The organism is bacterium, assembly GCA_021372615.1.
Taxonomy (GTDB): domain Bacteria; phylum Armatimonadota; class Zipacnadia; order Zipacnadales; family UBA11051; genus JAJFUB01.
Genome location: JAJFUB010000013.1, coordinates 20303 through 46499, shown reverse-complemented (window position 1 = coordinate 46499; position 26197 = coordinate 20303). Strand labels below are relative to the sequence as shown.

At 67.2% G+C, this 26197-nt stretch carries 20 protein-coding genes; 10 read left to right on the top strand and 10 right to left on the bottom strand.

Going from position 1 to position 26197, the window contains the following annotated elements; all coding sequences use genetic code 11:
- Nucleotides 1–10: 10 nt before the first annotated feature.
- Together LLH23_01250 and LLH23_01245 are read right to left on the bottom strand one after the other, a co-directional pair.
- The gene (locus tag LLH23_01250; protein ID MCE5237103.1) at nt 11–2854 is read right to left on the bottom strand and encodes a DUF1080 domain-containing protein; all 2844 of its coding nucleotides are present in this window, start codon (nt 2852–2854) and stop codon (nt 11–13) included.
- Nucleotides 2855–2913: 59 nt separating this feature from the next.
- A complete protein-coding gene (locus LLH23_01245; protein MCE5237102.1) occupies nt 2914–4233 on the bottom strand; it encodes a PQQ-like beta-propeller repeat protein in 1320 nt (439 codons plus the stop codon).
- A gap of 197 nt (nt 4234–4430) precedes the next feature.
- Between LLH23_01245 and LLH23_01240 the strand changes: the two genes are divergently transcribed.
- Nucleotides 4431–5219 carry an alpha/beta hydrolase gene (locus LLH23_01240; protein MCE5237101.1) on the top strand — a complete coding sequence of 263 codons (789 nt, stop codon included), beginning with the start codon at nt 4431–4433 and terminating at the stop codon, nt 5217–5219.
- Nucleotides 5220–5408: 189 nt separating this feature from the next.
- On the opposite strand, the gene LLH23_01235 is transcribed toward LLH23_01240, so the two are convergent.
- On the bottom strand, nt 5409–6437 hold the full coding sequence (locus LLH23_01235) for a nucleotide-binding protein (protein ID MCE5237100.1): 1029 nt from the start codon (nt 6435–6437) through the stop codon (nt 5409–5411).
- A gap of 3 nt (nt 6438–6440) precedes the next feature.
- Entirely contained in the window at nt 6441–7877 is a 1437-nt protein-coding gene (locus LLH23_01230; protein ID MCE5237099.1) for an aspartate ammonia-lyase, read from the bottom strand.
- 116 nt (nt 7878–7993) lie between these two features.
- Between LLH23_01230 and LLH23_01225 the strand changes: the two genes are divergently transcribed.
- The 4 genes from LLH23_01225 to LLH23_01210 are packed head-to-tail and all read left to right on the top strand — an operon-like array spanning nt 7994 to nt 12711.
- Nucleotides 7994–8257: a hypothetical protein gene (locus LLH23_01225; protein ID MCE5237098.1), complete on the top strand. Its 264-nt coding sequence runs from the start codon at nt 7994–7996 to the stop codon at nt 8255–8257.
- Nucleotides 8258–8263: 6 nt separating this feature from the next.
- The gene (rtcA, locus tag LLH23_01220) at nt 8264–9334 is read left to right on the top strand and encodes an RNA 3'-phosphate cyclase (GenBank protein ID MCE5237097.1); all 1071 of its coding nucleotides are present in this window, start codon (nt 8264–8266) and stop codon (nt 9332–9334) included.
- 5 nt (nt 9335–9339) lie between these two features.
- On the top strand, nt 9340–9768 hold the full coding sequence (locus LLH23_01215; protein ID MCE5237096.1) for a DUF1844 domain-containing protein: 429 nt from the start codon (nt 9340–9342) through the stop codon (nt 9766–9768).
- A gap of 24 nt (nt 9769–9792) precedes the next feature.
- Nucleotides 9793–12711, top strand: a complete 2919-nt coding sequence (locus LLH23_01210; protein ID MCE5237095.1) for a DUF4838 domain-containing protein — start codon at nt 9793–9795, stop codon at nt 12709–12711.
- 21 nt (nt 12712–12732) lie between these two features.
- On the opposite strand, the gene LLH23_01205 is transcribed toward LLH23_01210, so the two are convergent.
- The 3 genes from LLH23_01205 to LLH23_01195 all read right to left on the bottom strand — a co-directional run bounded on the left by LLH23_01205 (nt 12733) and on the right by LLH23_01195 (nt 15447).
- The gene (locus tag LLH23_01205; GenBank protein ID MCE5237094.1) at nt 12733–13518 is read right to left on the bottom strand and encodes a lipoate--protein ligase family protein; all 786 of its coding nucleotides are present in this window, start codon (nt 13516–13518) and stop codon (nt 12733–12735) included.
- Between the two features lie 180 nt (nt 13519–13698).
- Nucleotides 13699–14133 (bottom strand): glycine cleavage system protein GcvH, encoded by a 435-nt coding sequence (gene gcvH / locus LLH23_01200; protein MCE5237093.1) that lies wholly within the window; start codon nt 14131–14133, stop codon nt 13699–13701.
- A gap of 174 nt (nt 14134–14307) precedes the next feature.
- Nucleotides 14308–15447 carry an aldose 1-epimerase family protein gene (locus LLH23_01195; protein MCE5237092.1) on the bottom strand — a complete coding sequence of 380 codons (1140 nt, stop codon included), beginning with the start codon at nt 15445–15447 and terminating at the stop codon, nt 14308–14310.
- 80 nt (nt 15448–15527) lie between these two features.
- Between LLH23_01195 and LLH23_01190 the strand changes: the two genes are divergently transcribed.
- Nucleotides 15528–16919, top strand: a complete 1392-nt coding sequence (locus tag LLH23_01190; GenBank protein MCE5237091.1) for a LamG domain-containing protein — start codon at nt 15528–15530, stop codon at nt 16917–16919.
- Nucleotides 16920–16948: 29 nt separating this feature from the next.
- Nucleotides 16949–17320, top strand: a complete 372-nt coding sequence (gene queD, locus LLH23_01185; protein MCE5237090.1) for a 6-carboxytetrahydropterin synthase QueD — start codon at nt 16949–16951, stop codon at nt 17318–17320.
- 6 nt (nt 17321–17326) lie between these two features.
- Here the strand turns inward: queD and LLH23_01180 are convergent, their stop codons facing one another.
- The gene (locus LLH23_01180) at nt 17327–18862 is read right to left on the bottom strand and encodes a Na+:solute symporter (GenBank protein ID MCE5237089.1); all 1536 of its coding nucleotides are present in this window, start codon (nt 18860–18862) and stop codon (nt 17327–17329) included.
- Nucleotides 18863–18957: 95 nt separating this feature from the next.
- On the opposite strand from LLH23_01180, the gene LLH23_01175 reads away from it, so the two are divergent.
- Both LLH23_01175 and queC read left to right on the top strand, forming a co-directional pair.
- Entirely contained in the window at nt 18958–20883 is a 1926-nt protein-coding gene (locus LLH23_01175) for a DUF4838 domain-containing protein (GenBank protein ID MCE5237088.1), read from the top strand.
- 10 nt (nt 20884–20893) lie between these two features.
- Nucleotides 20894–21547, top strand: coding sequence for a 7-cyano-7-deazaguanine synthase QueC (gene queC, locus LLH23_01170; protein ID MCE5237087.1), 654 nt, complete (start codon nt 20894–20896; stop codon nt 21545–21547).
- Nucleotides 21548–21623: 76 nt separating this feature from the next.
- Here queC and LLH23_01165 read toward each other — a convergent pair whose 3' ends face one another.
- Nucleotides 21624–22634 (bottom strand): Gfo/Idh/MocA family oxidoreductase, encoded by a 1011-nt coding sequence (locus tag LLH23_01165; protein ID MCE5237086.1) that lies wholly within the window; start codon nt 22632–22634, stop codon nt 21624–21626.
- Between the two features lie 133 nt (nt 22635–22767).
- Between LLH23_01165 and LLH23_01160 the strand changes: the two genes are divergently transcribed.
- Nucleotides 22768–24054 (top strand): carbon-nitrogen hydrolase family protein, encoded by a 1287-nt coding sequence (locus LLH23_01160; protein ID MCE5237085.1) that lies wholly within the window; start codon nt 22768–22770, stop codon nt 24052–24054.
- 56 nt (nt 24055–24110) lie between these two features.
- Here LLH23_01160 and LLH23_01155 read toward each other — a convergent pair whose 3' ends face one another.
- On the bottom strand, nt 24111–26153 hold the full coding sequence (locus tag LLH23_01155) for a hypothetical protein (GenBank protein MCE5237084.1): 2043 nt from the start codon (nt 26151–26153) through the stop codon (nt 24111–24113).
- Nucleotides 26154–26197 lie beyond the last annotated feature (44 nt).

The window sequence follows — 26197 nt, the reverse complement described above, 5'->3', positions numbered from 1 at the left end:
GCGGACCGGGCTACTGGTAGATCGTCACCCGCGGCACGAGGATGCCGTTGTCACGGCTCCACAGGCCCACGAAGCCACCAAGCAGCGGCTCGGGGTCGTTGTAGCGGAATACGGGGCGGCCCTCGAAGTCCATCTCCACCCGGTGCCCGATGCGCGCCACACGCACCCGGAACCACTCGTGATGGATGCCGTAGCCACCCGGCACGCGCATGTCGGGCGCCTCCGCCACAACCGCACCGTTGCGGAGCAGTTGTGTCTTGACGCCGCCATCGCCCCCCACGATGAAGCTATAGCCGGTACGTGGGTTGGTCATGTCACCGCACAGAACCGCATTCAGGTCGCGGCAGCGCGTGGTCTCGGACCCGCCCGGCGCCTGCATTTTTATCCCCATCGTGTACTCCATCGCCACATCGCCGTCTATACGGTGCTTGTTCCACGTCGCGAAGTCGCCGTAGCCCCAACCGGCGAACCATGACCAGCGGTTGTCGCATGCCCAGCGTGAGGCGACCTCCCACGTGCCGGCTGACACCTGCCAGTCCACCGGCGCGACGCCGAACATGTAGTCTCGCACCTGCGGGCCGGTGACGCGCACGCCCTCCACCGGCAGGGGTGGCCCCATGACTTCCAGGCCAACACAGGGCAGCGGGGCTGCGCAAGTCGTGCGTAGCAGCGGCTGCTTGTTCCACGTGACGGTGATCCGCTCGCCTTCTCGGGACAGGACCAGGCGCCCGGTCTCTGCCGCCTCCACGTGCTTCTCCGCCGCCGCTTGGCCGGGAGCTTGCAGCACCACCTGCACCTGCCTGGTGCCGGGCAGCGCCTCCGCTGTGAGGGTCAGCCACTCCGCCTCCGGGGCTGCCGACGATGGCGCCAGGATCAGACGCCGCAACGCGGGCTCCGATACCGGCTCCAGGCGCAGCGAGCACGTGAGGGTGCCAAACTGCCCCTCATGCCAGAGCAGCGACGGCCGTTCTGCCGAGGCCGTCCAGGCCGCTGCCGCATTGGCCCATGTCAGCGCATCCTGCGGCCCCAACGAGGGCGGCACATCTGCGGCCGGCGACCCCTCATGCCGTGGCGATGTCAGCGCCTCCGTGGCCGCCTGCACCATCGCGTCATCGAAGCGCGCGCCGCCGCCGCGCATGAGCAGCCCGATCCCCCCGCCGCGCACTTCACGGTGCGAGGCCCGCAGCACCGGTTGACCGTCGAGTAGGCCCTCGGTCCTGTCCCCCTGCACGCGGATCGTGAGCCGCACCCATTGCCCGGGCGCGATGCCCCCGGCCTTCTGGGCCAGCACCGTCTCCTTTTGCCCGCGCACCTGCACGAGCTTCAGTGCCGCCGAAGCCTGCCGCGACGAGTCCGCGGTGAAGGCCACGTAGTCACCGTTGTCCTGCCGTAGCGCGCACAACCCGGCCGCCCCGTCACCGTCGAGCCGGGCCGCCACGCTGGCCGCGTAGTTCTCCCACCAGCTGTCGCCTGTCGCCGTCAGCGCCTCGGTTGCCCCGGTGCCCTGCAGGTAGAAGCCATTGACGGACTGCTCCTCATTGCCCAGGCCAACGACCCGCCACTGTCCGCTCACCGTGGTCCAGGGGCTGGGGTCTCCGGGGTCACGCATGAAGTCATCGGCGAAGTCGGGCGGCGCCACGGGCTGGTAGTGGGCCTGCATCAGACTGACGCAGCCACTGGCGGCAGCGATGGCCCCGCCTGGGGCCACGGTCGTCGTCGCTCGCAGCAGTTCGTTCTCGCCCACCGTCACCGCTACACTGCCAGCGCGTCGCCGAATCAGCAGTGGCGTGGCCTGGGCGGGGGGCTGCCACCTCGCTGAAGCCAACGCGGGTGACTTCGCCGTCGCCCCGGCCCGCAGCGTTAGGCCTTCTCTGGTCAGCACCAACCAGAGCGCCGGCCGCTGGAGCTGGCCCCGAGGGCTGTAGTGCGCGTCGAGGACGATGGCCGCCGGCTGGTCACTCGGACGCGGTGGGGGCTTGATCGTGAGCCCCACATTGTAGGGGTCTTCTGCCTCCGCCTCCACCAGCACCAGTCCGGGCGGAGGCTTGGCGGCGCTCTCGGCGCTCTGCCCCGGCATCATTCCCGTCGGCGGCGGCGCCCCGGTCGCTTCCTCAGGCTCGGGCGCGCCCGTCGTCAGACGGGCGACGGCGCGGCCACGAGCCAGATAGCCGATGATGTTCATGAGGAATGGCTCGGTGGTTGGGCCCCGATGGAAGCAACAGAACGACAAAGGTGAGCCCGAATAGACGATCTCGCCTTGCCCGTACGGCAGGGCGATGGCCGCCACCCCGTACGGGTACGGCGTGCCGCCGCCGTCAGGGCAGAACTGCGCCAGCACCTTCGCCTCGGGTCGCAACGGCCGGAGAAACGTGCCCTGCAGATGGAACGTGTTGATCGGCAGCGCGCGGTCCAGCCCGGCGAGGATGGGGCTCTCCGCGGCTGAGAGGAGCGTGTCCGCCTGCAGCGGCGTATTCCCGCCGACAAAGACGAGGTCCGCGAAGGGGCAGGGGCCCCGCATCCCCGCCCAGACCTCGATGTACGCTCGCCCGCCGGCCGCTACCCAGCCACGCAGAGCCGGATCTAGGTCCCCGCGCGTCGCGACCGGCGACGACAGCAGTAGCAGGTCGTACTGCTTCAGCACCGCCGGGTCAGCCAACTCCCATGGGAAGATGCGCTCATGCGGCAGCCCCCGTACTGCCAGCACGCCGTCCAGCCCGTCCGGGTAGTCGCCGGCCACGCCAATGTGCAGTGGCTCGGGTGCGGGGAAGGACGAAGGGGCAGCCGCGGCGCTGCTCAGCGCCCAGGCGAGCAGCAGGAGACACGCGACAGCGGTCGGCAGGGATGGGCGTTCCATGCAGTGACACCGGGTCGTAGCGGTTCTTGTTAGTGTCGTCGGGGGCACGAGTGTTTCCGCTATTGCGCCAGTGACACGCGGATGATCTCTTCGTCATTGCGGATGACGATATGCCGGTTGGCATAGGCCGGGGGCACCCAGTTCACCTTGCCCAGCTCTCGTGCTCCGGCCCCGCCGGACGTTGGCTTGATCAGCTGCATCCGACTCAGCTCGCGGTAGTGGTCTGGTTGCAGGTCGGCGATGATCAGTTCACCGCGGTCGTTGTTGACGAAGAACACGTCGCCGTTGCGCACGATGAACGCATTGGCCCAGCGCCGGTTCTCGCGGGTGACGTCGAGCGTCTCCCACACACGCTGCCCATCCTGGGCATTGAGGCAGCGGAACTGTCCGTAGCTGCAGACCCCGTAGAAGTAGTTGCCGCTGAACACGGGGGAGCACATCAGGGCATGGAGCCCCTCGGTCTTGACCTCGTTCTGCCCGCCGAACTTCCACGCGAGCACCGCTGCGGGCTGGTCGGGAGCAAGTGTGATGAGCGCTGAGCCGGTGTAGAAGTTGCTGACCAGGAGGCGGCTTGCGTCGAACGCCGGGGTCATGCAGCACTGCACCCCCGGGAACGGGATCTGCCAGTACACCTTCCCCGTCTGTGGGTCGAGCGAGGCGACTTCGCCGGGTGTGTAGCTGATGAGTTGGTCCACACCGCCGGTCCGGACGATGATCGGTGAGCCGTAGCCCAGGTCGCTGGACGTGGGAAGCGCCCGCCAGACCTCCTGCCCGGTCATCTTGTCCAGCCCCACGAGCCGGGCTTGCGGTGCGCCCGCCCCGGTGATGACAAGGTTGCCCTGCACCAGCGGGCTGCCGGCATACCCCCAGGGCGCGATCTTGGCCTGGAACTGGGCCGGCAGGTTCACCTGCCACAGCGGGACCCCCGTCTCGGTCCTCAAGCAGTACAGATCGCCGCCCGCACCCACGAAGTACACCCGGTCGCCGTCCACCGTTGGTGTGGAGCGGGGGCCGCTGTTGTAGGCGATCTTGGTGTAATCGGCCCGGGGGTTCTCATAGGCCCACAGGATCTGCCCGGTCTGCTCGTCGAGGCACACCACGCGCTCAACGCCGCCCCCCTCGCGCTTCAGGTAGTCGCCCACGAACACACGCCCCCCGGCCACGGCCGCCCCGCCGTAGCCAGGGCCGATCGGCGTGCGCCACACCGCCTTCAGCCCCTCGGCCGGGAACTGGCGCATGATGCCCGTCTCGTCCCAGACGTTCCGCCGCCCCGGGCCCTGAAAGCCGGGCCAGTCAGCCGCCGATAGCGGAAGAGCCCCACCCAGGACCAGCAGGATGGCGAGGGAGCGGCGGCAGTAACCCGGCAAGCCTTGGCGCATGTGGTGCTCCGATCCAAGATAGCAGCGACGTGGCGCCGTGTGCGGACCGGCGCCACGTCACAGAGTGAATACAAGTTACACGTTGCGCCGCATCTAGGCAAGCGCGATCTGAAGCGACGCCCTGGCCCCGACCCTCCGATGGCGGGCAGGGCTCGGGCTGACGGCGGCGAACCGCACGATAGGAGCGTGTACTGAGCATGAAGGTCACGGACATTGTGGACATCGGCGACGGCGAGGTGTTCCCTCAGGGCACGACGCGGCTGAGCTTCACCAGCGACGTGGACGGCCTGCACGACTGGGCACTGTTCCGTCCCGGCGACCCGGGCAAGCCCGTCCTGGTCTACCTGCACGGCTCCTTCTCGACCGGGGATCAGCTCTACACCCGCCGGGACATCCGCGACCACTTCCTGCCGGTCTTCCTGGAAGAAGGCATGGGCCTCCTGACACCCAACCTGCGCGGCACGACGTACATGTGCCCCAAGACGGTGGTGGACACGGCGGACTTGCTGGACGAGATCGAGGCGCGCTTCTCCCCACGGGCGGGGTTCATCTTCCTGGGTGGCTCAGGCGGGGCGTCGAGCGCCCAGATCTTCGCCGTCCGCCACCCCGAGCGCGTGCGAGGGCTCGTGGCGCTGGGCGCATGTGATCTCGCGGACCGGCTGGACTTCGCGCGGCAGAGCGATCTGCCCGTGCTCCAGGACCTCGCGCAGGCAATCATCACGGCCTACGGGGGCACGCCGGAGGAAGTGCCGGAGGTTTATGCAGCCCATTCGGTCATCGCCCGCACCGACCGGCTGACGATGCCGTTCCTGCTGGCGAGCGGCGAGTGCGACGCGTTGATCCCGGTGGACAAGGTCCGCGAGGAAGCTGCCGCGCTGCAGCACCAGCCGCGCTTCACATACTGGGAAGTGCCCGGGGGCGATCACGACTCCCCACTGTTTGTGCCGGTGGCGGAGATGCTGAGATTGGCGGGGTGGGAGGCCTGAGCGGCGGCCCGGCCAATATGCACAGAGACTGCATTCTGGCCGCTGCCCGGAACGGACGCGGACAGGCGCCACGACACGCGAGAGCAGAGGAATAGGGAGCCAGAATCCACGGGTTGCGCTGCGCTCCACCCGTGGCTACTGTCGGTCGCCGCCTGCGGGGGCCGATGGCACAGGCGCGCCGGGCGCGTTCTAGCCGGCATAGTGTCGCAGCCACTGGACAAGTTCAGCGCGCAACTCACCGTATGCCCCAACCCGGTACCCGACCAGATGCTCGTTTGACAGGTCTGAGCACCGCTTCTTGAACTTGTCCATCTTGTCCGTGCGGCATATGAGGAACGTCGGTTTGCGCATGCCGTACGCTAGCCCAGCTTCGAGAGCAACGTTCGGGCGAACAGACTGCTCCCTGTCGAGCGGGTTCACCTTGGCCACCACGACCCCACATCGAGCGATGCAGTCGAGCACTCCGTCGTAGATGCGCCCGGGCCTGCGCTGTTCGTCATACCTGACCGGCCGCAGGCCAACGTCCTCCAACGCGGGCGCGATCGCGCACTTGTAGCATTCCTCATTGTCGTCGCCGGCTGTGGTGAACGGCATCACCACGAAAGCCGACCGGGGCTCGTATGCATGCGCTCGTGCGAGTGCCTCGTACCGCACCTGGTCGAGGATCTGGTCCGCGGCCTCCATAGCGTCGCGCCGTGCGCCCATCTGCTGGAGGAGTGATCGGCACTCGTGGCACAAAGCTCCAGACTGCAGGCCGAACCGGATGTCTGTCTTCCAGGCACACAGATCAAAGCAGCATGCATGCGTCTGATGGAGATGGGGGTGCCGGTCGAGCACTGCGTCTTCGTCGAGATCGGCGGCCGACAGAAGCAGGCTCTGCGCCAGAATGTACTTGAGGTACGTCTTCAGCGGCGGAGGCGCGTAGTAGTCATCCCAGTCGGCGGTCGTGAGCACCGCAGCGCGCCGGCGATGGTGTGCGAACCAGTTGTCATCAAATGGCAGGTCGGTGACGATGACCTTGACGTGCCCCCCATCAGTAAGCTGCTCTACCAGCGCGTCCAGCGAGCCAGTGTCCACTGACGGCGCATCAGCGCGGTGATCGTCCCCAAGAGCACAGTGGTAGACGGTCTGGCATCCGTTGACTTCGAGGCAGACATCACCAAGCACCTGTCTGGTACGGCCACCGCATCCGTATGTCTCAATCCCTATATCTGGCATTCATCATCCCTCCCATTCGGTATCGTGCCTACTCGTCCCCTCCGGGCTCCCCAGCCTCGTCACCGCCTCCGGGCTCGTCAACTCGTCGAACTCCTCCGCCGTCAGCAGCCCCATCTCGACGGCCACGTCGCGGACGGGCTTACCCTCCGCGCTGGCGCGAGCGGCGACTTCCTGGGCCTTGTGGTAGCCGATGTGCTCCACGAGCGCCGTGACCGTCGCCGTGGCGCTGGCGACCTGCTGCCGCGTTCTGGACTCGTTCGGCTCGATGCCCTTCACGCACAGACGGGTGAAGATGTCGCACGCGCGGCGCAGCAGGTCCAGGCTGCCGAGCAGGGCATCCGCGATGATCGGCAGGAAGGCGTTCAGCTCCAGGTTGCCCAGGCTGCACGCCATTGCGATGGTCTGGTCATTCGCCATCACCTGCATCGCCGCCTGGCTGACCGCCTCGGGGATGACCGGGTTGACCTTGCCCGGCATGATGGAGGAGCCCGCCTGGCGCGCGGGGATGCGGATATCCCCGAACCCCGCGTCCGGGCCGCTGGAGAGCAGGCGAAGGTCGGTGGCGACCTTGAGCAGATTGCTCGCGCAGGCCTTCAGGATGCCGCTGACCTCGACAAAGACATCGGTGTTCTGGGTGGCCTCGACCATGTTCTCGGCGCGTGCCAGACCCAGGTGGGTGATGTCGCGCAGGTGCTCGATGACCCGGAAGATGTACCGGCGCGGGGCGGCCAGTCCGGTGCCGATGGCCGTGCCGCCGAGGTTGACGACCCGCAGACGCTCCTCGCATTTGAAGATGCGCCAGCGGTCGCGCGCGAAGGCCTCGGCGTAAGCGGACATCTCGCGCCCCACCGTTGTGAGCACCGCGTCCTGCAGCTGTGTGCGCCCGACCTTCACAACTCCCGCTGTGGCGCGCTCCTTCCGCTGGAACTCCTCGAGCAACTGGATCACGTCGCGCTCCAACTCGCGCAGCAGGTTGATCGCCGCGACCTTCAGCGCCGTCGGGTAGGTGTCATTCGTGGACTGGTGCAGGTTCACATGATCCAGCGGGCTGACGACCTCGTAGCTCCCCAAGGGCAGTCCCATGGTCTGCAAAGCGCGGTTGGCGAGCACCTCGTTCACGTTCATGTTGGTCGAGGTCCCCGCGCCGCCCTGGAGGGCGTCCACGACGACGTGCTCATCAAGCAGGCCCTCCATCATCTCGTGGCAGGCTTGCTGCAGAGCCTCGGTCGTGGCGGGCAGTTCGAGGTACCCCAACTCCGCATTCGTCCGCACGCATGCCAGCTTCACGGCCCCATAGGCGTGAACGAGGGCGGGGTTGACGCGACGGCCGGTGAGCGGGAAGTTCTCGAGCGCCCGGTCCGTGTGAATGCCGTACAGGGCCTGGGCCGGGACCTGGCGCGCGCCCAGCAAGTCATGCTCAAGTCGGTACTGGTCGGACAAGATGCACCTCGTTGGCTGAGGGGGACGAACAAGGAATCTCCGCCCCCTGCCGGGAACTATGGTGAGACGTGTAGCCTGGTTATTGTACCATCCCGAGCACAGGATGAGAGGTGCGGATGATGAAAGACAAGCGGCTGATCTACGGCGTGTTGCTGACGGACCGCATGGCCGGCGCGGCGTCGGTGCAGTCTCTGCTCACCGAGTATGGTTGCCACATCAAGACGCGCCTGGGCCTGCACAATGTGGACGACAGCTTCTGCTCGGCCAAGGGGCTGCTGCTGCTGGAGATGTTCGGGGACGAGACCAAGTGCCGTGAGTTGGGCGAGAAGCTGGCCGCCATCGAGGGCGTGGAAGTGCAGAGCATGGAGTTCTGCTGCTGACGCTCCATGAGTGATGTACTGGTCATTGACGGCTCCCGGGGCGAGGGCGGTGGGCAGATGCTGCGCACCAGCCTATCGCTGGCGGCCGTGCTGGGCAAGCCGGTGCGAATCGCCAGTATCCGTGCCGGGCGGCCCAAGCCCGGTCTGGCTGCGCAGCACCTGACAGCCTGTCGCGCGGTGGCGGCCGTCTGCCAGGGCCGCCTGGAAGGTGACGAGTTGCGGTCGCAGGCCATCGCGCTGCAGCCAGGTGGTCTGGCCGGCGGGAGCTTTGTGTTTGACGTCGCTGATGTCGCCCCTAGCGCTGGGTCGGTGGGACTGATCCTCCAGGCGATCCTGCCGCCGTTACTGTTCGCGTGTCAGGCCTCGCATGTAGTGCTGCGCGGGGGAACCGACGTCCCCTGGAGCCCCGTCTTCACATACCTGCAGGATGTCTTCGTGCCGACGGTTGCGCGCATGGGCGTGGCAGTAGAGCTACACCGTAACTGCGCCGGCTGGTACCCGGTGGGAGGGGGCGAGATCGAGGCCTGGGTGGAGCCACTGACGGGGCCGTTGCGACCGCTGACGCTGGAGGTGCGGGGGCAGGGGTGGCGGCTGTCCTCCCGCAGCATCGTCTCCGACCACCTGCCGCGACACATTGCCGAGCGGCAGAACCAGGCGGCGGCGGCGCAAGTGCCGGGGTTAGGTACGGTGAAGCAACGCGAGGAGCAGCCACGGTCCGGCGGGTCGGGGACGACCTGCATGACGGTGGCAGCCTTCGAGCCCGGCGGCGGGGGCTTCACCGCACTCGGTGAGCGCGGCAAGAAGGCCGAGGAGGTCGGGGCAGAGGCCGGGCGGCAGCTGCGCGACTTCCTCGCCAGCGAAGCGACGGTGGACGAGCGCCTGGCGGACCAGTTGCAGCTTTACTGCGCCCTGGCCGACGGTCCATCGTCGTATGTGACGCCGCGGCTGACGGGACACCTGCAGACGAATGCCGACGTGATCGAGCAGCTGACCGGCGTGCGCTGTGCCTTCGGCGAGGCCGGACGCAACGTGCGCGTGGACATACCCGGACTCGGGTGGCAGCCCGGAGTGAGGTGACGACCATGGTTGATGACCGCGACGAGGAACAGCAGGAGACGTACCACAAGGTGGACAAGCGCATCGGCCACCAGAACGAGGAAGCGGCGGCTCCGGAGACAGGGCCTGATGGGCCTGCGCCCGCGCCTGACAGCGACGCTGGAGCCGAGAACACCGCAGCCGAGACGCCGGCCGAGGAGGCCGTGCAGATTGACATGCACGGCATCTTGCGGATGGTGTTCGGCATGTGTGTTGAGCAGGCGTGGGTCCACCTGGGCCTGCAACTGGCTCCGGGAGCCAAGGAGACCAAGATGGACCTGCCGCAGGCGCGGCTGGCCATTGACACCATAGCCTACATCCAGACAGCCCTGGGCGAGAGCCTCAGCGGCGCCGAGAAGCGCGAGGTGGAGCAGATCCTGGCGACGCTGCGGATGAACTACATTCAGCGGACCTAGACGCCGTGTCCCCCGGAGCCCTCCATGCTGCGAACCATGGTACTGCTATCGCTGCTAACCGCCGCCATCGCGCCGGCCCATTCCGCCCTGCAGCTCACGCGCGCCGGAGCACCCGTCGCCACGCTGGTTATCCCCGACGAGGCTCTCCCTGTCGTCAAGGCTGCGGCGGAGGAGTTGCAGTACCACGTAGCCAGAGCCAGCGGCGCCACATTGCCTATCGTGAGGGAGGCCGACTGCCGGACGGGCACGGGCCTGCTCTTCCTGGGGCCGTGCAAGGCGACGCTGGCGCTCGGCCTGAAGCTCGATCAGCTCAGGCCCAACGGCTACCTGGCGCGGAGTGCCGCCGGCAATCTGCACCTCATCGGCGACGACAGCCCGGGCGACGTGTTCTGGGTACAGCACGGCAACCGCACGCACGTCGGCACGCTGTTCGCGGTGTATGACCTGCTGGAGAAGCAGCTTGGGGTGCGCTGGCTGTGGCCGGGCCCTCTGGGCGAAGTCATCCCTCGCCAGGCCGACATCGCCGCCACCTTCGCCGACCAGGCCTTCGCGCCGCCCTTCGTGCATGCGCGGTGGCGCGAGGGTGGCGCCGCCATGTCCGGGCCGAAGGGCTGGGCCGACCAGAAGAACCGCTCTGTCTTCCTCAACGAGCAAGGGAAGTGGTTACGTCGGCATCGGTTCGCGATGGGCGTCAACATGGACATGGCCCACGCCTACACCCAGTGGTGGGACAAGTACCACGCCGATCACCCCGAGTACTTCAACCTGCTGCCCGACGGCACACGGCGCTCCGACCCGACCTACCACGGCGGCTCGCCCAGCCTCATCTCCATGTGCGTGAGCAACCCCGGCTTCATCCGCCAGAAGATCGCCGACTGGGCCGCCAGGCGCAGCCCGGACCGGCCGCACGTGGACGCCAGCGAGAATGACACCCCCGGCAGATGCACCTGCCCGCAGTGCCTGGCGTTGGATGAGCCCGACCCGGACAGCAAGGTGCCGTTCGACCAGCGTGCAGCGGAGGCCACACGGCGCTTCGAGGCCGGCGACCCCCAGTGGGTCGAGGCTCTTGGCTCGCTATCGGATCGCTACGCCCGCACGTACCTGGCCCTGCAGGCCGAGGCGCAGAAGGTGGACCCCGAGGCTATCGTGATGGGCTACGCGTACGCCAACTACGTCAAGCCCCCGCACAGAACAATGCTGAACGACCACATCATCATCGGCGTCGTCCCGGCGCTGATGTACCCGTGGACCGCGGAGAAGCGCCAGGCCTTCATCGAGCAGTGGAACGGCTGGTCGGCGACCGGGGCGCGCATGTTTCTGCGCCCCAACTACATGCTCGACGGACACAACCTGCCGCTCAACATCGCGCAGGCCCTGGGCGAGGACTTCCAGTTCGCCGCGAAGCACGGCCTCATTGGTACGGACTTTGACTCGCTCACAGGGCAGTACGCTACCCAGGGGCCGAACCTGTACATGCTGGCGCGCCTGCATGACGATCCGGGCCTGGAGCCCCCGAAGGTCCTGGCCGAGTACTACAGCGCCTTTGGCAAGGCCGCTCCGGCGGTGCAGGCGTACTTCGAGCACTGGGCGCGCGTCTCGGCCGGCGTGACCGACAAGGCTTACGAGGCTGCGGACCTGCACTGGTCGCGCCTCTATCGCGATGCCGACGTGATCTTCATGCCCGACGTCATGATGAAGGGGCGTGCCTTGCTGGAGAAGGCCACGATGGCCGCCAGGGGCGACGCCGACGCGGAAACGCGGGTGACGTTCCTGGACAGCGGCCTGCGCAATGCCGAGCTGACGCTGGCCACGCAGCGGGCGTTCCGTGAGTATCGCCAGACCGGCAAGCTGGATGACTACGTGGCCGCGCTCGCGGCACTGGATGAGTTCCGCGCCGCGCATGAGGGCGAGTTCATTGCTAACATGGCCTACCTCGCGTGGTCGGAGAGCCTGACATGGGACCGCGACCTGATCCGGCTGATGGCCCAGCCCGGCCAGTGCCTGCCCGACCCGTGGAAGTTCATGTGGGACCCGCAGAAGATCGGCGAGGCGGAGAGATGGTTCGCCGTTGGCTTCGCTGACGACAAGTGGCACGCCATCAACACGACCGCCGCGTGGGAGAACCAGGAGATCGGCAAGCAGTGGAAGGCCGAGCACAAGGCCGACTATGACGGACTGGCCTGGTATCGCACGACGTTCACTGTGCCGAGGAGCGACAAGCCTCGGCAGGTGCGGCTCGTCTTCGGCGCGGCGGACGAGGCCTGCAAGGTCTGGCTCAACAGCGAGCTGATCCTGCAGCGGCCCTACCCGTTCCAGGGCAACACCGATTCCTGGCGCGAGTCCTTCGAGGTGGACATTACGGATCGGGCACGCGCGGACGGACCCAACGTCCTCGCCGTGTGCGTGGAGGACAATGCCGGGGCCGGAGGCCTGTGGAAGCCGGTATGGCTTTGTGCCAGCGACGCTCCCAGTGCAGCCAACCTGGTCAAGGACGGAGGCTTCGAGGCGGAGCCGACGACATGGGGCCAGAATGTCCAGAGCGGGAAGTTCCGCTTCGAGCGCGATGCGGGCAAGCACCGCACTGGCCAGACCGCCGGCCTGATCGGGTGCCAGGAGTTAGGAAGCGCCGAAGATGAGAAGCGGGCGCGTACGAAGGCCTGGGGCCGATGGTACCGTGGTGACACCCCTGTCGAAGCGGGAAAGAGCTACGCACTGCGCGTGTGGTACCTCACCGACGCTGACTTCCGCGGCACAGTCCGTGTCTGGGCAACGGGCGCGGCGGAGGGCACCAAGGAAGTCAAGGGGCTGAGCACACAGGGGGTGTGGCGGGAGTTGAGGATCGAGCACATCAAGCCGGCCGGGACGACGATGGGCCTGTACCTGAACGTGATGGACGGGACGGGGAAGGTGTGGTTTGACGATGTGGAGGTCGTGGCGGAATAGGCGGTGAGGGGGCGACGGTGGCTACTCCTCCCCGCGCTTGGCGGGATGGTCAGTCCACGCGCGTGTCGCGTAGCGGGTGGCGTACAGCTCATCGGCCTTGGCCAGTTCCCACGCCGTCAATTCGCCGGGCTCCAACACAATGCCGAGGCGCTGCTCGAAGCCCCGCCGCAAAGCCTCCGCCAGCTCCTCGAATGGGACCGACCGCCCCAGTGCGTCTGCTACGCCACAGGCCTTCTGCAGCAGACGCTGCTGGCTGGCTTCATCCGTGCCCTCGCCCGGCATGACCGCCAGGTGCTCGGCCGGGTCGAGATGGATCGGCACCGAGCCGTGCTGCATGATGACACCGCGGCGGCGGGTCTGGGCGCTGCCGACGATCTTGCGGCCCGAGACGGTCATGTCGCACTTGGCCGCCTTGGCGAAGCACACGGTGGGCAGGCCCTGGGCCTTCATGCGCTCAGGCGTGGCCCGGTCGGCCAGTTCGGCGCCCAGGCCCAGGAGCCCCAGCCCCGCCTCAATGCCGCGGGAGAGCGTCCGGTATGACCCCATGACGCTGCGGCCGTCCGGGATGAGGTCGTCAGCGACGACCACGCTGTACGTGAGTTCGTCCTTGTGCAGGATGGCGCGCCCGCCGCTGGGGCGCCGGACCAGGCCGAAGCCGCGCGCGGCGATCTCAGTCAGGCTGATGCGGTCGTCGAGGGGCTGGAAGAACCCGAGCGACACCGCCGGCGGCTGCCAGGCGTAGAAACGCAGCGTCGGCGGGATGAGCCCCGCCACGCCAGCCTCGAGCATGGCCTCATCCACGGCCATGTTCCGGGCTCCGTCAGCAGGCCCGCTGTAGATCAATCGCCAGTGTCTTGGCTTGCTCATGGTGTATCGGGCAGGGGAATGAACGAGGCGGCCGATCTGATGAACCGGCCGCCTCGTCTGAGTGAACCAGCGCATGCGGACGACGCCGCACGGGGCGTCCGGGAGGTCTGTGCCGGCGCGCTATTCCTCCTCGTCTTCGTCGAGCAGGTCGTCGTCGGCCTCGTCGTCCTCGCCCAGAGCCTCCAGGGCGTCATTGTACTCATCGCGGCTCATCAGGGCGTCGAGATCGGTGTTCTCGTCGGCCTTGACCGCGATCAGCCAGCCCTCGCCGTAAGGGTCGTCGTTGACGGTCTCGGGGCTGTCCACGACCTCGTCGTTGCGGCGTACGACCTCGCCGCTGACCGGAGCCACCAGGTCCTCGACAGCCTTCGGGGACTCGATGCTGCCGAAGGGATCGTCGGCCGTGATGGTTGTCCCCACCTCGGGCAGTTCGATGAAGACCACATCCCCCAGTTGCTCAGCCGCGTAATCGGTGATGCCGATGACTAGCTCATTGCCTTCCTGCCGCACCCATGCATGGGCTTCATGGAACCTCAGCTCGTCAGTGGACTCCATCGGTGCTTCCTCCTTGACATCTCCAGCACTGCTACCACGCCCGGGGCGCCGGGCACCCCTGCGGAACGCTTGGCAGTTTACCTGCTAGTGATATCTAGTGCAAGACCCCTGTTCAGCCAGGCAGCCGGGGCAGGGAGAGGACGTTGCCACGCGACGGCTGGTTCCGCTCTGCCGCTACTTCATCGCGGCGATCTGCGCCTCGACCTCTGCCACCTCGTCCAGCGTGTTCAGAACGCCAATCTCCAGGTCGTAGGCGGCCGTCTCACCGGGCTGCAGCACCCTCAGGCGCCCCTCGTTGCGGTCCTTGACGCGCCCCTCAACACGGCACGTAGCCGGCTCCAGGCCCGTCACATAGGTCCCCTCCGCTGGCATCTTCCACTGGCCGAAGTGGGGCAGTTGGCTCTTGTCGTACTTGATGTACAGCCCCAGCACACAGCAGTCGCCGGAGCCCTTGCGGGCGAAGCCGACCATGGTCTTGCCGTCCGCATCGGTAGCCATGTCGTGGTAGTAGACCCATTCCACCTGGTTTGGTGTCGGAGCGGGGAACTCGGCCCACTTGTCCACGTAGGGGGCGGCGGCAGCGTCGCGGGGGCGAGTGCTCCGGGCGTTGATGAGGTACTTGCTGTCATCCCACACCAGCGGGAAGCCCAGGTTGCAGTGGTACAGCATCATGTGCTCCTGGGGGTTCCAGCCCTCGTTGGTGACCTCATCGTGGATCCAGATCGTGTTCTCGCCGAGCTTGGCGCTGACCTTGCGGTCGAGCAGCAGGTTCGCGCCGAACACAATGCCTTCCCGCATCTTGCCCTGTGCCCAGAAGACGTAGTCATCGCCCTGCCACTCGCCATCCACGTACAGGTTCTTGGCGGGGATGTTGCTGACCCGACCGTGCAGACCGAGACTACCGGTGGGAATCCACTGACCCGTCTCGGGGTCCCAGGTCGGCTCGCCTTCGCTGGAGCTGGTGTCCTGGTGCGGGGCGCCGGCGTAGCTCATGCCGCACGTAATGACCAGGCCGCCATAGAAGTTGCGCAGCCAGCCGAGACCATCGGGCTCGAAGAAGGGAGCGGCGGTGTCGCCGGTCTGCGAGCGCCAGCAGAGCGAGCGGCCACAGAACTCCGCCGACGCAATGTCCAACCCGCGTCCGGCCAGACAGGTGAAGGTCAGTCCGGTGCCGGTGCGGAACAAGACGGCCTCGCAGCCGGCCTCATTGCCTTCGGCGAGCATCACACGGCGCGCGCCGCCGATCTGGTCAATGTCACCGACGTGCTTCATCAGCTCGCTACGTGTCCAGGTGCGGCCAAACAGGTTCGGCATCACAATCCCTCCTCGAGTGTCCCGGGAACGCCGTGCGACCCAAGCCGCTGCGCTTCCCGCCGGCAGATTGCGGAGTCACTATGCGCCACGCCACGGGACTTCTCCTGCTCCTCACCGTGCTGTCAGTGCCGGCACTTGCGGCGGACCTGCCGCCGCTGATGGCGCCGTTCCACGTCGCCTTCGACGGCGCGGCCACAGCGACACCCGGGGCGGTGTCGGTCACCGGTGCCGACAAGCTCAGATACGTTGAGGGCAAGGCCGGGCAGGCTGGGGACTTTGAGAGCGGGCAGTGCGTGGAGTACACCAATCTGCCGCCGCTTAACCTGGCTTCCGGCGCCCTGGAGCTACTGGTCAGGCCGCTCCACGACCCGAAGGAGATGGAGGATCACTACTACCTGCAGTTCCTGCGGCAGGACGGATCCGCCATCATGGAGGTCACCTTCACTCACGTGGAGATGTCGGCCCAGGTGACGGTCCGCACCGGCGGCAGGACCTTCCGGCGCTATGGTTGGGGCTGGCCGGGCAACGCCTGGAGCCACCTGGTCATCACCTGGGACAGTGCGGGCGCCAGCCCGGCCGGCCTGGGTCTGTACCGCGATGGCATTGAGACCGGTTACCCGGCCACGTACCAGGCCATGGAGCAGCCGGCGACCATCCGCATTGGCTGCAAGTCCCCCGCTACGGGCCCGTGGGCGAAGGCTCATCTCGACGAACTGACGATCTACAACCGCTGGCTGAGCCGGCTGCAGGTGAAGGCTCTGGCCGCGAAGGCAGCCTTGCCCCACATCCGCAAGATGGAGGAGATGGCGGGCCTGGTGGCCGCCGACGATGGCGAAGCCGCTCGCCGGCGGGAGCAGCTCTTCGCGGCGAGAGTCGGCATCATCTATGGGCGCTCCACCTCGCTGCTCAACTGGCCGGACAGTCTGTACCAGGCTCTGGATCTGCCCGTGCCGACGGCCATCTCGGAGGACGACCTGGCCAAGACGGACCTGAGCCAGTACAAGACACTGATCGTTCCAGGCGGTGGGGGCTTGCGGTTGACGGACGCCAACAAGCAGGCGCTGCTCAAGTACGTCAACGATGGCGGGGGGTATGTCGGCATCTGCGGGGGCGCCACGACAGCCAACCAGTACGGGCTAGTGGACTGCACGACCTACAAGTTCAACGTGCGTGGGCCGGTGTGGGTGAAGCTCCAGCCCCATCCCCTCACGGACGGCTATGACACCAGCCGGATGATCCTGTTCCCCCACGCCAGCGGCCCTCTGTTCGTCCCCAAGAGTGAGGACCAGCAGACGGTCCTGACCTTCGACGTGGGTGACCCGCCGCTGCCGACGTTCTCACACACTGTGGTGCGCGCGTTGGGGAAGGGACGAGTGGTCGTGTTCAGTGGTCACCCCGAGGGCTCCGCCGACACGCGGCCGATGTTGCGCAATGCCGTGATGTGGACGGCGCGCATCATCGGCGACAACTGAGCGGCCCCGACCGCGATCTGGAGGACCGAATGTACGAACTGACGGTGCAGCGCACCTTCTCCGCCGCACACCACCTGCGCGACTACGACGGGCCGTGCGCGCGCATGCATGGGCACAACTACCGCGTGGAGATCACGGTCGCCGGGCCGCAACCGCTGCAGAACGGGATGCTGCTGGACTTCGGCGAACTGAAGGCGATCTGCGACGGGGTGCTGGACGAACTGGACCACCGCTGCCTCAACGAACTACCTGCCTTTGCCGAGCAGAACGTGACCTCCGAGAACCTGGCGGCGTTCATCTACCGTCAGGTTGCGGACAGGTTGCCCTTCCCCGGCATCACGATGGCCCGCGTCCGGCTGTGGGAGGGCGACACGTCGAGTGTGACCTACTGGGAGGACTGAGGCCGGCTACGCGCCGGACGCCTCACCGTCTCCCGCCTGCGCCTCCAGGCCCCCCTCCAACCGCTTGAACAGCCCCGCCACGCGTGCCTGCTCCTCGGGCGTCTGCCGGACGAGGTAGCCTTCGCCCAGGAAGATCGCGAAGGTCACCAGCAGTTCGGCTCCCGTCGTCAACGTCCAGGCCAGGGCCTCATCCGGCGGGGCGCCGAACAACGACAGGGCGACCACGTTCGTGAGCCAGTACTTGAACAGCACGAAGGTGGCGAACCCGCCGAGCCATGACGCCAGGGCCCCCCGCCACGTCGTGCGCTTGACGAGCATGCCGAACAGCAGCGGCACCGACACCGGCCCCAGCACCGCCGCGTACCAGTCCATCATCGCCTTGAAGGCCCCCCCGAGGCCCTCGGTCGCCATGCCCCCGATGATCGTCAGCAGGCCGAAGCCCCCTGTGGCCAGATAGCCCACCTTGAGCAGCTTGCTCTCGCCCGCCACGCGGTCCATGGTGCGGCTGTAGATGTCCTTGGTGAAGACCGCCGCGAGAGCGCTGATGTCGGAGTTGACCATAGACATCGTGGCCGCGAACATCCCGGCCACCAGCAGCCCCAGGAGCCCCGGCATGACCTGCGGCAACTGCTGCTGGGCGACCACGATGTAGGCCATCTCAGGGTCTTGCACCTGCCCCACGAGGATCGGTGCCGCCCACACCGGGATGTACAGGGCGATGGGGTAGAGCAGATAGAGGAAGGCCGAGAGCAGGGCGGCCTTCTTGGCCTCGGCGGCCTTGCCCATCGAGTAGAACCGCTGCGCCAGACCCCACGTGCCGCCGTTGTAGCTCAGCGTGATGACCACCAGGAACACCGACAGGCGCGACAGTGGGAAATCCTTGCTCAGGAGACTGAAGGCCGGGGTGCGCGGATCGCGCCACATGGCCCGCCAGCCGCCGACTGCGGCCAGCACCATCGGCACCAACGCCAGCGTGATGCCGTACTGCACGATGAACTGGATGAAGTCGCTGTACAGCTCGGCCCACAGCCCTCCCATGAGCAGGTACAGGATCGTGACGGCGCAACTGGCGACGATCGTACCCTTGACCGGCAGCCCCGTGCAGGCGTTGATGATCTTGGCCAGCGAGTACAGTTTGGCCCCCTCATCCACGAACTTCACGCCGATGCCGCTCCAGGCCACCACCTGCCGCACCAGGTTGTTGAAGCGTTCCTCCAGGTACTGGCAGGGCGTAATGACCTTCAGGCGCGTCCAGCGCGGCGCCCATATGAAGGCCCCTGCCACCATGGCGAGGAAGACGGGCAGGGCGAAAACGGTCCAGATGTTGAAGCCGACCTTGTAGGCCAGGCTGGCGTAGCCCACGAAAGCAAAGGCACTGTACCCAGACACGTGGTGCGAGATGGCCGCGAGCCACCAGGGGATGTTATGCCCCCCGGCGAAGTAGTCGTCCAGCCCATGGATGAAGCGCCGGGTGACGAAGCCCAGCGAGGCCATCAGTGCGAAGAAGGCGATGACAACGATCCAGTCAGCGGTGGTGAACAAGGGGCTTCCTCCGCGACGGCAGGCTGCGTGACTGGCTCTGTATTGCCCGACAGCGCCGGCAATCCCTTCCCGGGTCTCTGAAAGGAATGACGGCCATGCAACCGACGATCGTCCGCTTTGACACGAGCCAACCGGCGAAGCTGGCGGCCCGTGAACTGCGCCGCTGCCTCTCGCAGATGACCGGGCAGGAGTGGTCCGTGCGCAGCGCCCGTGCCTATGACCCCAAGGCCCCCGGCCTGTGGCTGGGCAGCCGTAGGAGCGCCGGCTTCCAGCCGGCACCCGAAGCCGACGAAGTGACCATAGAAGCCACCGCCAAGCGCGGTCTCATTGCCGGCTCGAACCCTCGCAGTATCCTCCTCGCCGCCTACCGCTACCTGACCGAACTGGGCTGCCGCTGGGTGCGGCCCGGCAAGACGGGCGAGTCCCTGCCCACGCTGCGCGCCCTGCCCCCGGTCAGACTGCAGGAGACGGCCTCGTACCGCCACCGCGGCGTGTGCATCGAGGGCGCGGTGAGCTGGGAGCATGTGCGGGACATGGTGGACTGGCTCCCGAAGCTGGGGTTCAACGGCTACTTCATCCAGTTCCGCGAGGCCTACAACTTCTTCCAGCGCTGGTACGAGCATGAGGCCAACCCATTGTGGCCGCGTGCGCAGTTCACCACCGAGCAGGCGGCGGAACTGACGACGAGGCTGCGGCGCGAGATCAAGCGGCGCGGCCTCGACCTACACCTGGTCGGACACGGCTGGACCTGCGAGCCCTTCGGCATCCCGGGGCCGGGGTGGTTCGAGCACAAGGGACCTATCCCCGCGGACGCCGTGCAGTACCTCGCCGAGATCAGGGGCGAGCGCAAGCTGTGGGGCAACATCGCCCTGAACACCAATCTGTGCTACGGCAACCCCGAGACACGGCGCATCGTGACCGACGCCATCGTGGAGTATGCCGGGGCCAACCCCGATGTGGACATCATCCACTTCTGGCTGGCCGACGGCAGCAACAACCAGTGTGAGTGCCCACTGTGTCGCGACCATCGGCCCGCCGACCTGTACGTGAAGATGCTCAACGAGCTGGATGACAAGCTCACGGCAGCCGGCTCGCCCGTGCGTATCGTCTTCCTGGCCTATGTGGACCTGCTGTGGCCGCCGCTGAAGGAGCGCCTCAAGAACCAGGACCGCTTCATCCTGATGTTCGCGCCGATCACGCGCTCGTACTCGACTTCGTTCACCGAGGCGGGCGTGAGCGCAGCGAAGCTGCCCCCCTACAAGCGCAACCAGCTCAAGTTCCCCGCCGACCCGGCGATCAACCTGGCCTTCCTCAAGGGCTGGCAGGACCAGTTCCGCGGCGAGGGCTTCGACTTCGACTACCACTTCATGTGGGACCACTACAAGGACCCGGGGCAGACGGCGCTGGCGCACGTCCTGCACCGCGACGTGCAGGGCTTGCGGGCCATCGGCCTGGATGGCTTCATGAGCTGCCAGGTGCAGCGCCTGTTCTTCCCCACGGGTCTGGGCATGACGGTGCTTGGGCGGACGCTGTGGAACCGCAAGCTGTCCTTCGGCGAGATTGCGCGCGATCACATGGCAGCATGCTTCGGCGCGGACGGGGAACTGGTGCTGAAGTACCTCAAGCAGCTCTCGAAGCTCTTCGCCCCACGAGTGCTGCGTGGCGAGGCCAAGCCGGAGGAGGCGCTCAAGGACTGGCAGGCCATTCCGTCCGCAGTGGACAGGATGGCCCCGATCATCGCGCGCAACCTGGGCGCGCCCGATGCCTGCCAGGCCCATTCCTGGCGTCTGCTGGCGGACTTCGGCGAGTTGTGCGTCCTGCAGAGCGAGGCGCTCGTGGCGAAGCACACGGGGTCGCCGGACTGGGTTGAGGCCGCGCGCGAGGTCATCGCCTGGGCGCGCACCAACGAGAAGCGCCTGCAGCACGTCTTCGATGTGTTCGAGTTCGTGCTGACCTTCGGCGGGATACTGGGGCTGTGCCGCGAGGAACTGCTGGCCCTCGGCAAGCCGCCCGAGGCATGAGGAGGCCGACATGAACGCCATCGCCCTGCTCTCCGGTGGGCTCGACTCGACCGTCGCTACGTGGCTGGCTGCCCAGGAGATGACCGTCGCGTTGGCGCTGACCTGCGACTACGGCCAACGCGCCGCGGCACGCGAGATCGAGGCCGCCGCGCGCATCGCCGCGGCCCTCGGCGCCCCGCACCAGGTCGTGCCGCTGCCGTGGCTCAAGACCGTGGCTCAGGACGCGCTCACCGATGCCTCGCGCCCGCTGCCGGAGTTGAAGCCCGAGGAGCTGGACACGAAGGCAGCGGTACAGTCGGCCGCGGCGGTATGGGTGCCGAACCGGAACGGCCTACTGCTCAACATCGCGGGGGTGTTCGCCGAAGCGCTGCACTGTCAGGCGGTCATCGTGGGCTTCAACGCCGAGGAGGGGACGACATTCCCCGACAACACCCCGGCCTTCATGCACGCCGCCGAGCGCGCCTTCAGCTTCTCGACGCAGAAGGGCCTGCAAGTGGTGTCGCCGACGGTAGCGATGACCAAGCCGGAGATCGTCCGGGCGGGCCGTGAGAGCGGCGCGCCGCTCGACTTCGTCTGGAGCTGCTACGGGGCCGGTCCAGCGCCCTGCCGCAAGTGCGAGTCCTGCCTGCGCTCCCAACGGGCGTTCGCGGAGGCCGAGGGTTAGAGATGTGGGAGCGGTCACCGACCGCGATCGCTTGCCGGTCGCGGTCGGTGACCGCTCCCACGGCCAAGCCCTGAGACTACCCCGCGATCCCCACCCGTCTTCCCCGTTTGCTGCTCTCGATCGCCCCGAAGACCATGGCCAGCGACTTGATGTTGTCGTGACACTCGGTCTGGGGCTGCTTCCCGGTCCGCAGGAAGCGCAGCATCTCGCACAGGCCGCCGTGCATGCCGGCCGCGGGGGCGTCCGCCTGGGCGAGGGCGAGGTCACGCAGGGCACGATTGAAGCCCTCGTTGCCCGCGACGGCCTGCCCATGCGGCTCCTGGTCCTGTTCGTACAGCACCGTCCCCTGGTCGCCGATGATGCGCCAGTTGCCGTTCCAGCTCGTATGGCACCCCTCCGCGCACCAACTTCCCCGATAGGTGAAGATGACTCCGCTGGTCATCTCGAAGATGCAGCTCGCCGCCACGTCCCCGGCGTACCAGGAGCCCACGGGGTTGAACTCGCGGGCATAGACGGCGAGGGGGTCAAGCCTGGTGAAGAAGCGGCACAGGTCGAAGTGGTGGATGGCCATGTCGAGGATCAGCGGGCTGGGCATCTCGTCGCGGAAGCCGCCGAAGTGGGCGCCCAGGTAGAAGTCGCAGTTGATGGTCGTGACCTGCCCGATCTCACCGGAAGCGACGGTCTGCCGCACGCGCTCATGCCGCCCGTCCCACCGGCGTGACTGGCTCACCATGTAGAGCTTGCCCGTCTCCTCGGCCGTCCTCACCATCCGCCGCGCCTGGGCCATGCTCGCCGCCATCGGCTTCTCACTGACAACATGGCAGCCGGCACGGAGGGCGGCGCACGTGACCGCGCAGTGCGCCTCGGGCACGGTCAGATCCACCACGAAGTCAGGCCGGACCCGCTTGAGCGTCCCCTTCAGGTTATCGCTGGCCGGGCAATCCAGCTCGTACCTGGCGATCTGCGCAGCCGCCCGTTCGGGCTGCAGGTCCACGACCGCGGCGATCTCGACTTCTTCGGCCTTCAGCGGCGGGAACCAGGCGTTCGAGATGCCTCCGGCTCCGACGACGACGCAACGCTCCGACATGACCCATGCTCCCTTCGGTTGGCCGGCACACCTTCGCCTCGTGGCTCGACGGCTCCTGCCGGCCCAACGGGCGCGGGAGGTCCGCCCGCGACCGGACTGGAACTGCCAGCAAACTCCGCGGAGGAACCGTCCCATGCCCCCCAAGCCCCTGGTCTACACCGACGCTCGCCCCTGGTCGCCGCGCCCGCAACTCATGCCCGGTGTCACGCGCGCGGGCGATGGCTTCGTCGTGACCTCCAATGGCAGCGAGGGATGCTATGGCGGCTGGGAACTGGCCTACCCCCTGCCGCCGACGGAATGGGTCACGGTGCGAGTGCGCGTGAAGCTGTTGGGCTTGCGTTGGGGGCTGGATCATGTCCATGCGGCCGTCGTGTGGGAGGGCTTCGAGCCCCTGGGCGTCAAGTGGGAGCCGCTGCTACCGCTGCAGACGTCCGGCGATGACCTCATCTTCCAGGCCCACTGCCAGCGCCCGCCGGGGGCCAAGGGGATGCTGCTGCGGCTGCTGATCGCTTGGGCTGGCCAGGGCGAACTGCGCTGGTCGGAAGTGAGCGTGCAGGAGGCGAAGCCACCGGCACCGCGACGCTGGCGGCTGGGCGCCGCCGGCGGGCCGCTCGGGGGCGGCAAGCGCAACTTCCGGACCAACACCGAGGCCTACCTCGCTCTCGCACGTTCCGGCGCCGAGCAGCATGTGGACCTGCTCTGCCTCCCCGAAGTGATGCTGAGCGCCGGCCTGCCCAGCAACCCCGAGGAGATCGCCAGGCAGGCGATCCCCATCCCCGGCAAGGCCATCGAGCCCTTCCAGGAGTTGGCCCGCGAAGCCAGGATGGCCCTGTGCTTCTCAGCATGGGAGCGGAACAGGGAGATGGTGCACAACTGCGCGGTGCTGGTCGGCAAGGACGGCGCGCTGGTGGGGAAGTACCGCAAAGTGCACCTGGCCTCGCCGCTGGAGGTGTGGTGGGGGGTGACCCCGGGCCACGACTTCCCGGTCTACGAAGTGGACGGTGCGAAGATCACCATGAACATCTGCATGGACTCCTCGGCGCTCGAGTCGGCCCGCGTCCCCGCCCGCCTGGGCGCTGAGATCCTCTGCCTGCCGATCATGGGCGATCACCGCGCCCAGCGCTACTGGACGGGCATGGACAGCGACTTCGAGATGGACCGCTGGCTGGCGATCCAGCGCACACGGGCCATGGACAACCAGCTCTGGATGGTCATCTCGCGCAACAACGGCAACGGCACGGGGATCTTCGGGCCGGATGGCAACGTCCTGGCCCTCGCGGCGGACAAGCGGCTGGTGCACGCGGACGTGGACCTGAGTGTCCTGCCGCGGACGTGGACGTGGGCAACCTTCCGTGGGGTGGCTTGGTGGGAGCGGCGGGAGCCGACGTACGGGCCGCTGATGCTGACGCAGAACAGGTAGCGCATGCGGCCAGGCTGCGGGCGTGAGGACACGCCCGCCCACGCGGCCTCTGAGCCCTACACCCAGAAGCTATACGTGTTGATCTGCAGCGCGATGCCGATGATCGTCCACAGGCTACCGACGACGAACTCACCCAGCACCAGGCCCAATGCGAACGGGATGGCGTTCTGGAAGCTCTTGAAGCCGAAGTAGCGCAGGATCACCCACTTGATGCACCAGGCGATCAGGATCGGCAGCCACAGGCAGTTCATGGACCAACTGCTGGAGATTGCGTAGCCGACGGGGTGGAACGGCCACCAGATGAAGTTGACGCGCAACGTCATCAGCAGCCACGTGAAGAGGAAGCCCACGACATAGGCGCCGATGCGCGGCCAACGCGTGTGGAAGGGGGCGTTGAGCCACGAGGCCAGCTCCGTGAAGGGCTCCTGGCCGAAGTAGCGGCTCGTGCCCCCCGCCCGCGCCGCCATGCCATAGCTGTAGAACAGGTGCACCTGCGCCGTCCACGCCGAGAACACACCGACAAACGTCGCCAATGTCAGCGCCCAGGCCATCGAGGACTGCTTGATGCCCGACATCTGCGCGATCTTGAAGGCTTCGAGCTGGATCGGCATGGGGTGGGCCCGGTACGCGCGGTTGAACCAGAAGCAGAGCTTCAAGGACGTCAGCTGCTGGGCATCCAGTACCGTGCGGTCGGTGCCGAAGAGGTTGGTGAGGATCAGGTCCGGGCCGCCGCGATGCAGATCGTGGGCGGGCGGCCCCAGTTCGGCCCGCACGCGGGTGACCGCCAGTGAGATGCCGAAGTAGATGGCGAAGAAGATGATCGCGACCCAGGCCCACATGCCCAGGGCGTGGGCGAACAGCAGCAGGAACACGAACCCGGCAGCGATGATCCACAGGGCCACGGGATAGGCCATGGGCTCCCCAGCGTCGAGGGGCGCGGCGCCCTGCGGGGGCGGCGCCGGCCCGGCGGCGCCCCTCTCGCCCACCTTCGCCTGCCCCCGTCCCCGCGATGTCAGGTCTTGCCAGATGTTCCGCAGGTAGTGCCGGGCCATCCACAGCGCGAAGGCTGTCAGCCCCAGGTAAGCGGCCGAGGACTGTTCTTCGACGTACGGGAAGCCCGGGATCTTGTCCATCCCGACCAGCAGCGCCCCCAGCCGCTGTGCCTTCCAGAACAGGTAGAAGAACCATGAGGAGAACGCCAGGTCCAGCGGCAGCAGCATCCCCAGGCCGACGGCAAACGGGTAGAACGAGATGCGCGTACCCGCCAGAGCCCTCCAGGGGTAGCCTTTGAGCAGCGTCCCCATGTACTGGTCGTAGTGGACCACGCGCACTTTGATGAGCGGCCACGCGGGCACCAACTCGTGGACGCCGTTGATGATGTCCACCAGCGCGGCCAGGCCGAAGCCCACCCACATCAGCTTGTTGCGCAGTAGCGGCAGGCCGGGCTCGCTCAGGTCCAGTGGCAGGTGTGTGATGGGGTAGTTCAGCCTCTCCAGGTCCATCCAGCGCCGGCGCAGCAGGGCGTTCATCGCCAGCATGATGGTGCTAAGCACCGCCAGGAAGATGGCCCAGCTTCCTCCGGGTACGGCCCAGGCCAGCATCCGCTCCTTGGTGAAGAAGGTGCTGTAGCCCTCGAACGCCGGCTCGAAGATCCGCGGGTCGCGGATGCTGATGAAGTTGGGGATGTACTGGAAGAACAGCTGTTCCCACTTGTTCTCAGGCGAGGCCAGGTAGAAGGGCGTCACCACCTGAGGGGCCACTACCTCGATCAGGTCATGGCTCCCCAGCGCCGAGGCGATGGTGACCATCAGGTAGATGACCAGCATTTCGTTGCGGTGCAAGGCGCAACGCGGGAAGACTTTGGCGAGCAGGTGGTTGACGAGCAGGAACACCAGCAGGATGAAGACCGAGTTGTAGAACAGAGAGACCGTGGTGGGGTGCCCCTGGTAGCGCACGACCTCCATCTGGATGACCCAGTAGGCGTTCAGGGGGAGCAGCAGACAGGCGATGAGCAGAGCGCGCGGCGTGACACCGCGGGCGCCGGGGTGGGGCCCCGGCGCCGAGCGCTCATGGGTTGTATGCATGATGCGGTCTTGCATGGTCAACTGTTGTCATGGCCAGCCTCACCGGCCATGTGGCCTAG

What these genes read in the sequence shown, in the direction of transcription:
- LLH23_01250 (MCE5237103.1), bottom strand. Translation starts at nt 2,854, where the DNA reads ATGGAACGCCCATCCCTGCCGACCGCTGTCGCGTGTCTCCTGCTGCTC.
- LLH23_01245 (MCE5237102.1), bottom strand. Translation starts at nt 4,233, where the DNA reads ATGCGCCAAGGCTTGCCGGGTTACTGCCGCCGCTCCCTCGCCATCCTG.
- LLH23_01240 (MCE5237101.1), top strand. Translation starts at nt 4,431, where the DNA reads ATGAAGGTCACGGACATTGTGGACATCGGCGACGGCGAGGTGTTCCCT.
- LLH23_01235 (MCE5237100.1), bottom strand. Translation starts at nt 6,437, where the DNA reads ATGCCAGATATAGGGATTGAGACATACGGATGCGGTGGCCGTACCAGA.
- LLH23_01225 (MCE5237098.1), top strand. Translation starts at nt 7,994, where the DNA reads ATGATGAAAGACAAGCGGCTGATCTACGGCGTGTTGCTGACGGACCGC.
- rtcA (MCE5237097.1), top strand. Translation starts at nt 8,264, where the DNA reads ATGAGTGATGTACTGGTCATTGACGGCTCCCGGGGCGAGGGCGGTGGG.
- LLH23_01215 (MCE5237096.1), top strand. Translation starts at nt 9,340, where the DNA reads ATGGTTGATGACCGCGACGAGGAACAGCAGGAGACGTACCACAAGGTG.
- LLH23_01210 (MCE5237095.1), top strand. Translation starts at nt 9,793, where the DNA reads ATGCTGCGAACCATGGTACTGCTATCGCTGCTAACCGCCGCCATCGCG.
- LLH23_01205 (MCE5237094.1), bottom strand. Translation starts at nt 13,518, where the DNA reads ATGGCCGTGGATGAGGCCATGCTCGAGGCTGGCGTGGCGGGGCTCATC.
- gcvH (MCE5237093.1), bottom strand. Translation starts at nt 14,133, where the DNA reads ATGGAGTCCACTGACGAGCTGAGGTTCCATGAAGCCCATGCATGGGTG.
- LLH23_01195 (MCE5237092.1), bottom strand. Translation starts at nt 15,447, where the DNA reads ATGCCGAACCTGTTTGGCCGCACCTGGACACGTAGCGAGCTGATGAAG.
- LLH23_01190 (MCE5237091.1), top strand. Translation starts at nt 15,528, where the DNA reads ATGCGCCACGCCACGGGACTTCTCCTGCTCCTCACCGTGCTGTCAGTG.
- queD (MCE5237090.1), top strand. Translation starts at nt 16,949, where the DNA reads ATGTACGAACTGACGGTGCAGCGCACCTTCTCCGCCGCACACCACCTG.
- LLH23_01175 (MCE5237088.1), top strand. Translation starts at nt 18,958, where the DNA reads ATGCAACCGACGATCGTCCGCTTTGACACGAGCCAACCGGCGAAGCTG.
- queC (MCE5237087.1), top strand. Translation starts at nt 20,894, where the DNA reads ATGAACGCCATCGCCCTGCTCTCCGGTGGGCTCGACTCGACCGTCGCT.
- LLH23_01165 (MCE5237086.1), bottom strand. Translation starts at nt 22,634, where the DNA reads ATGTCGGAGCGTTGCGTCGTCGTCGGAGCCGGAGGCATCTCGAACGCC.
- LLH23_01160 (MCE5237085.1), top strand. Translation starts at nt 22,768, where the DNA reads ATGCCCCCCAAGCCCCTGGTCTACACCGACGCTCGCCCCTGGTCGCCG.
- LLH23_01155 (MCE5237084.1), bottom strand. Translation starts at nt 26,153, where the DNA reads ATGCAAGACCGCATCATGCATACAACCCATGAGCGCTCGGCGCCGGGG.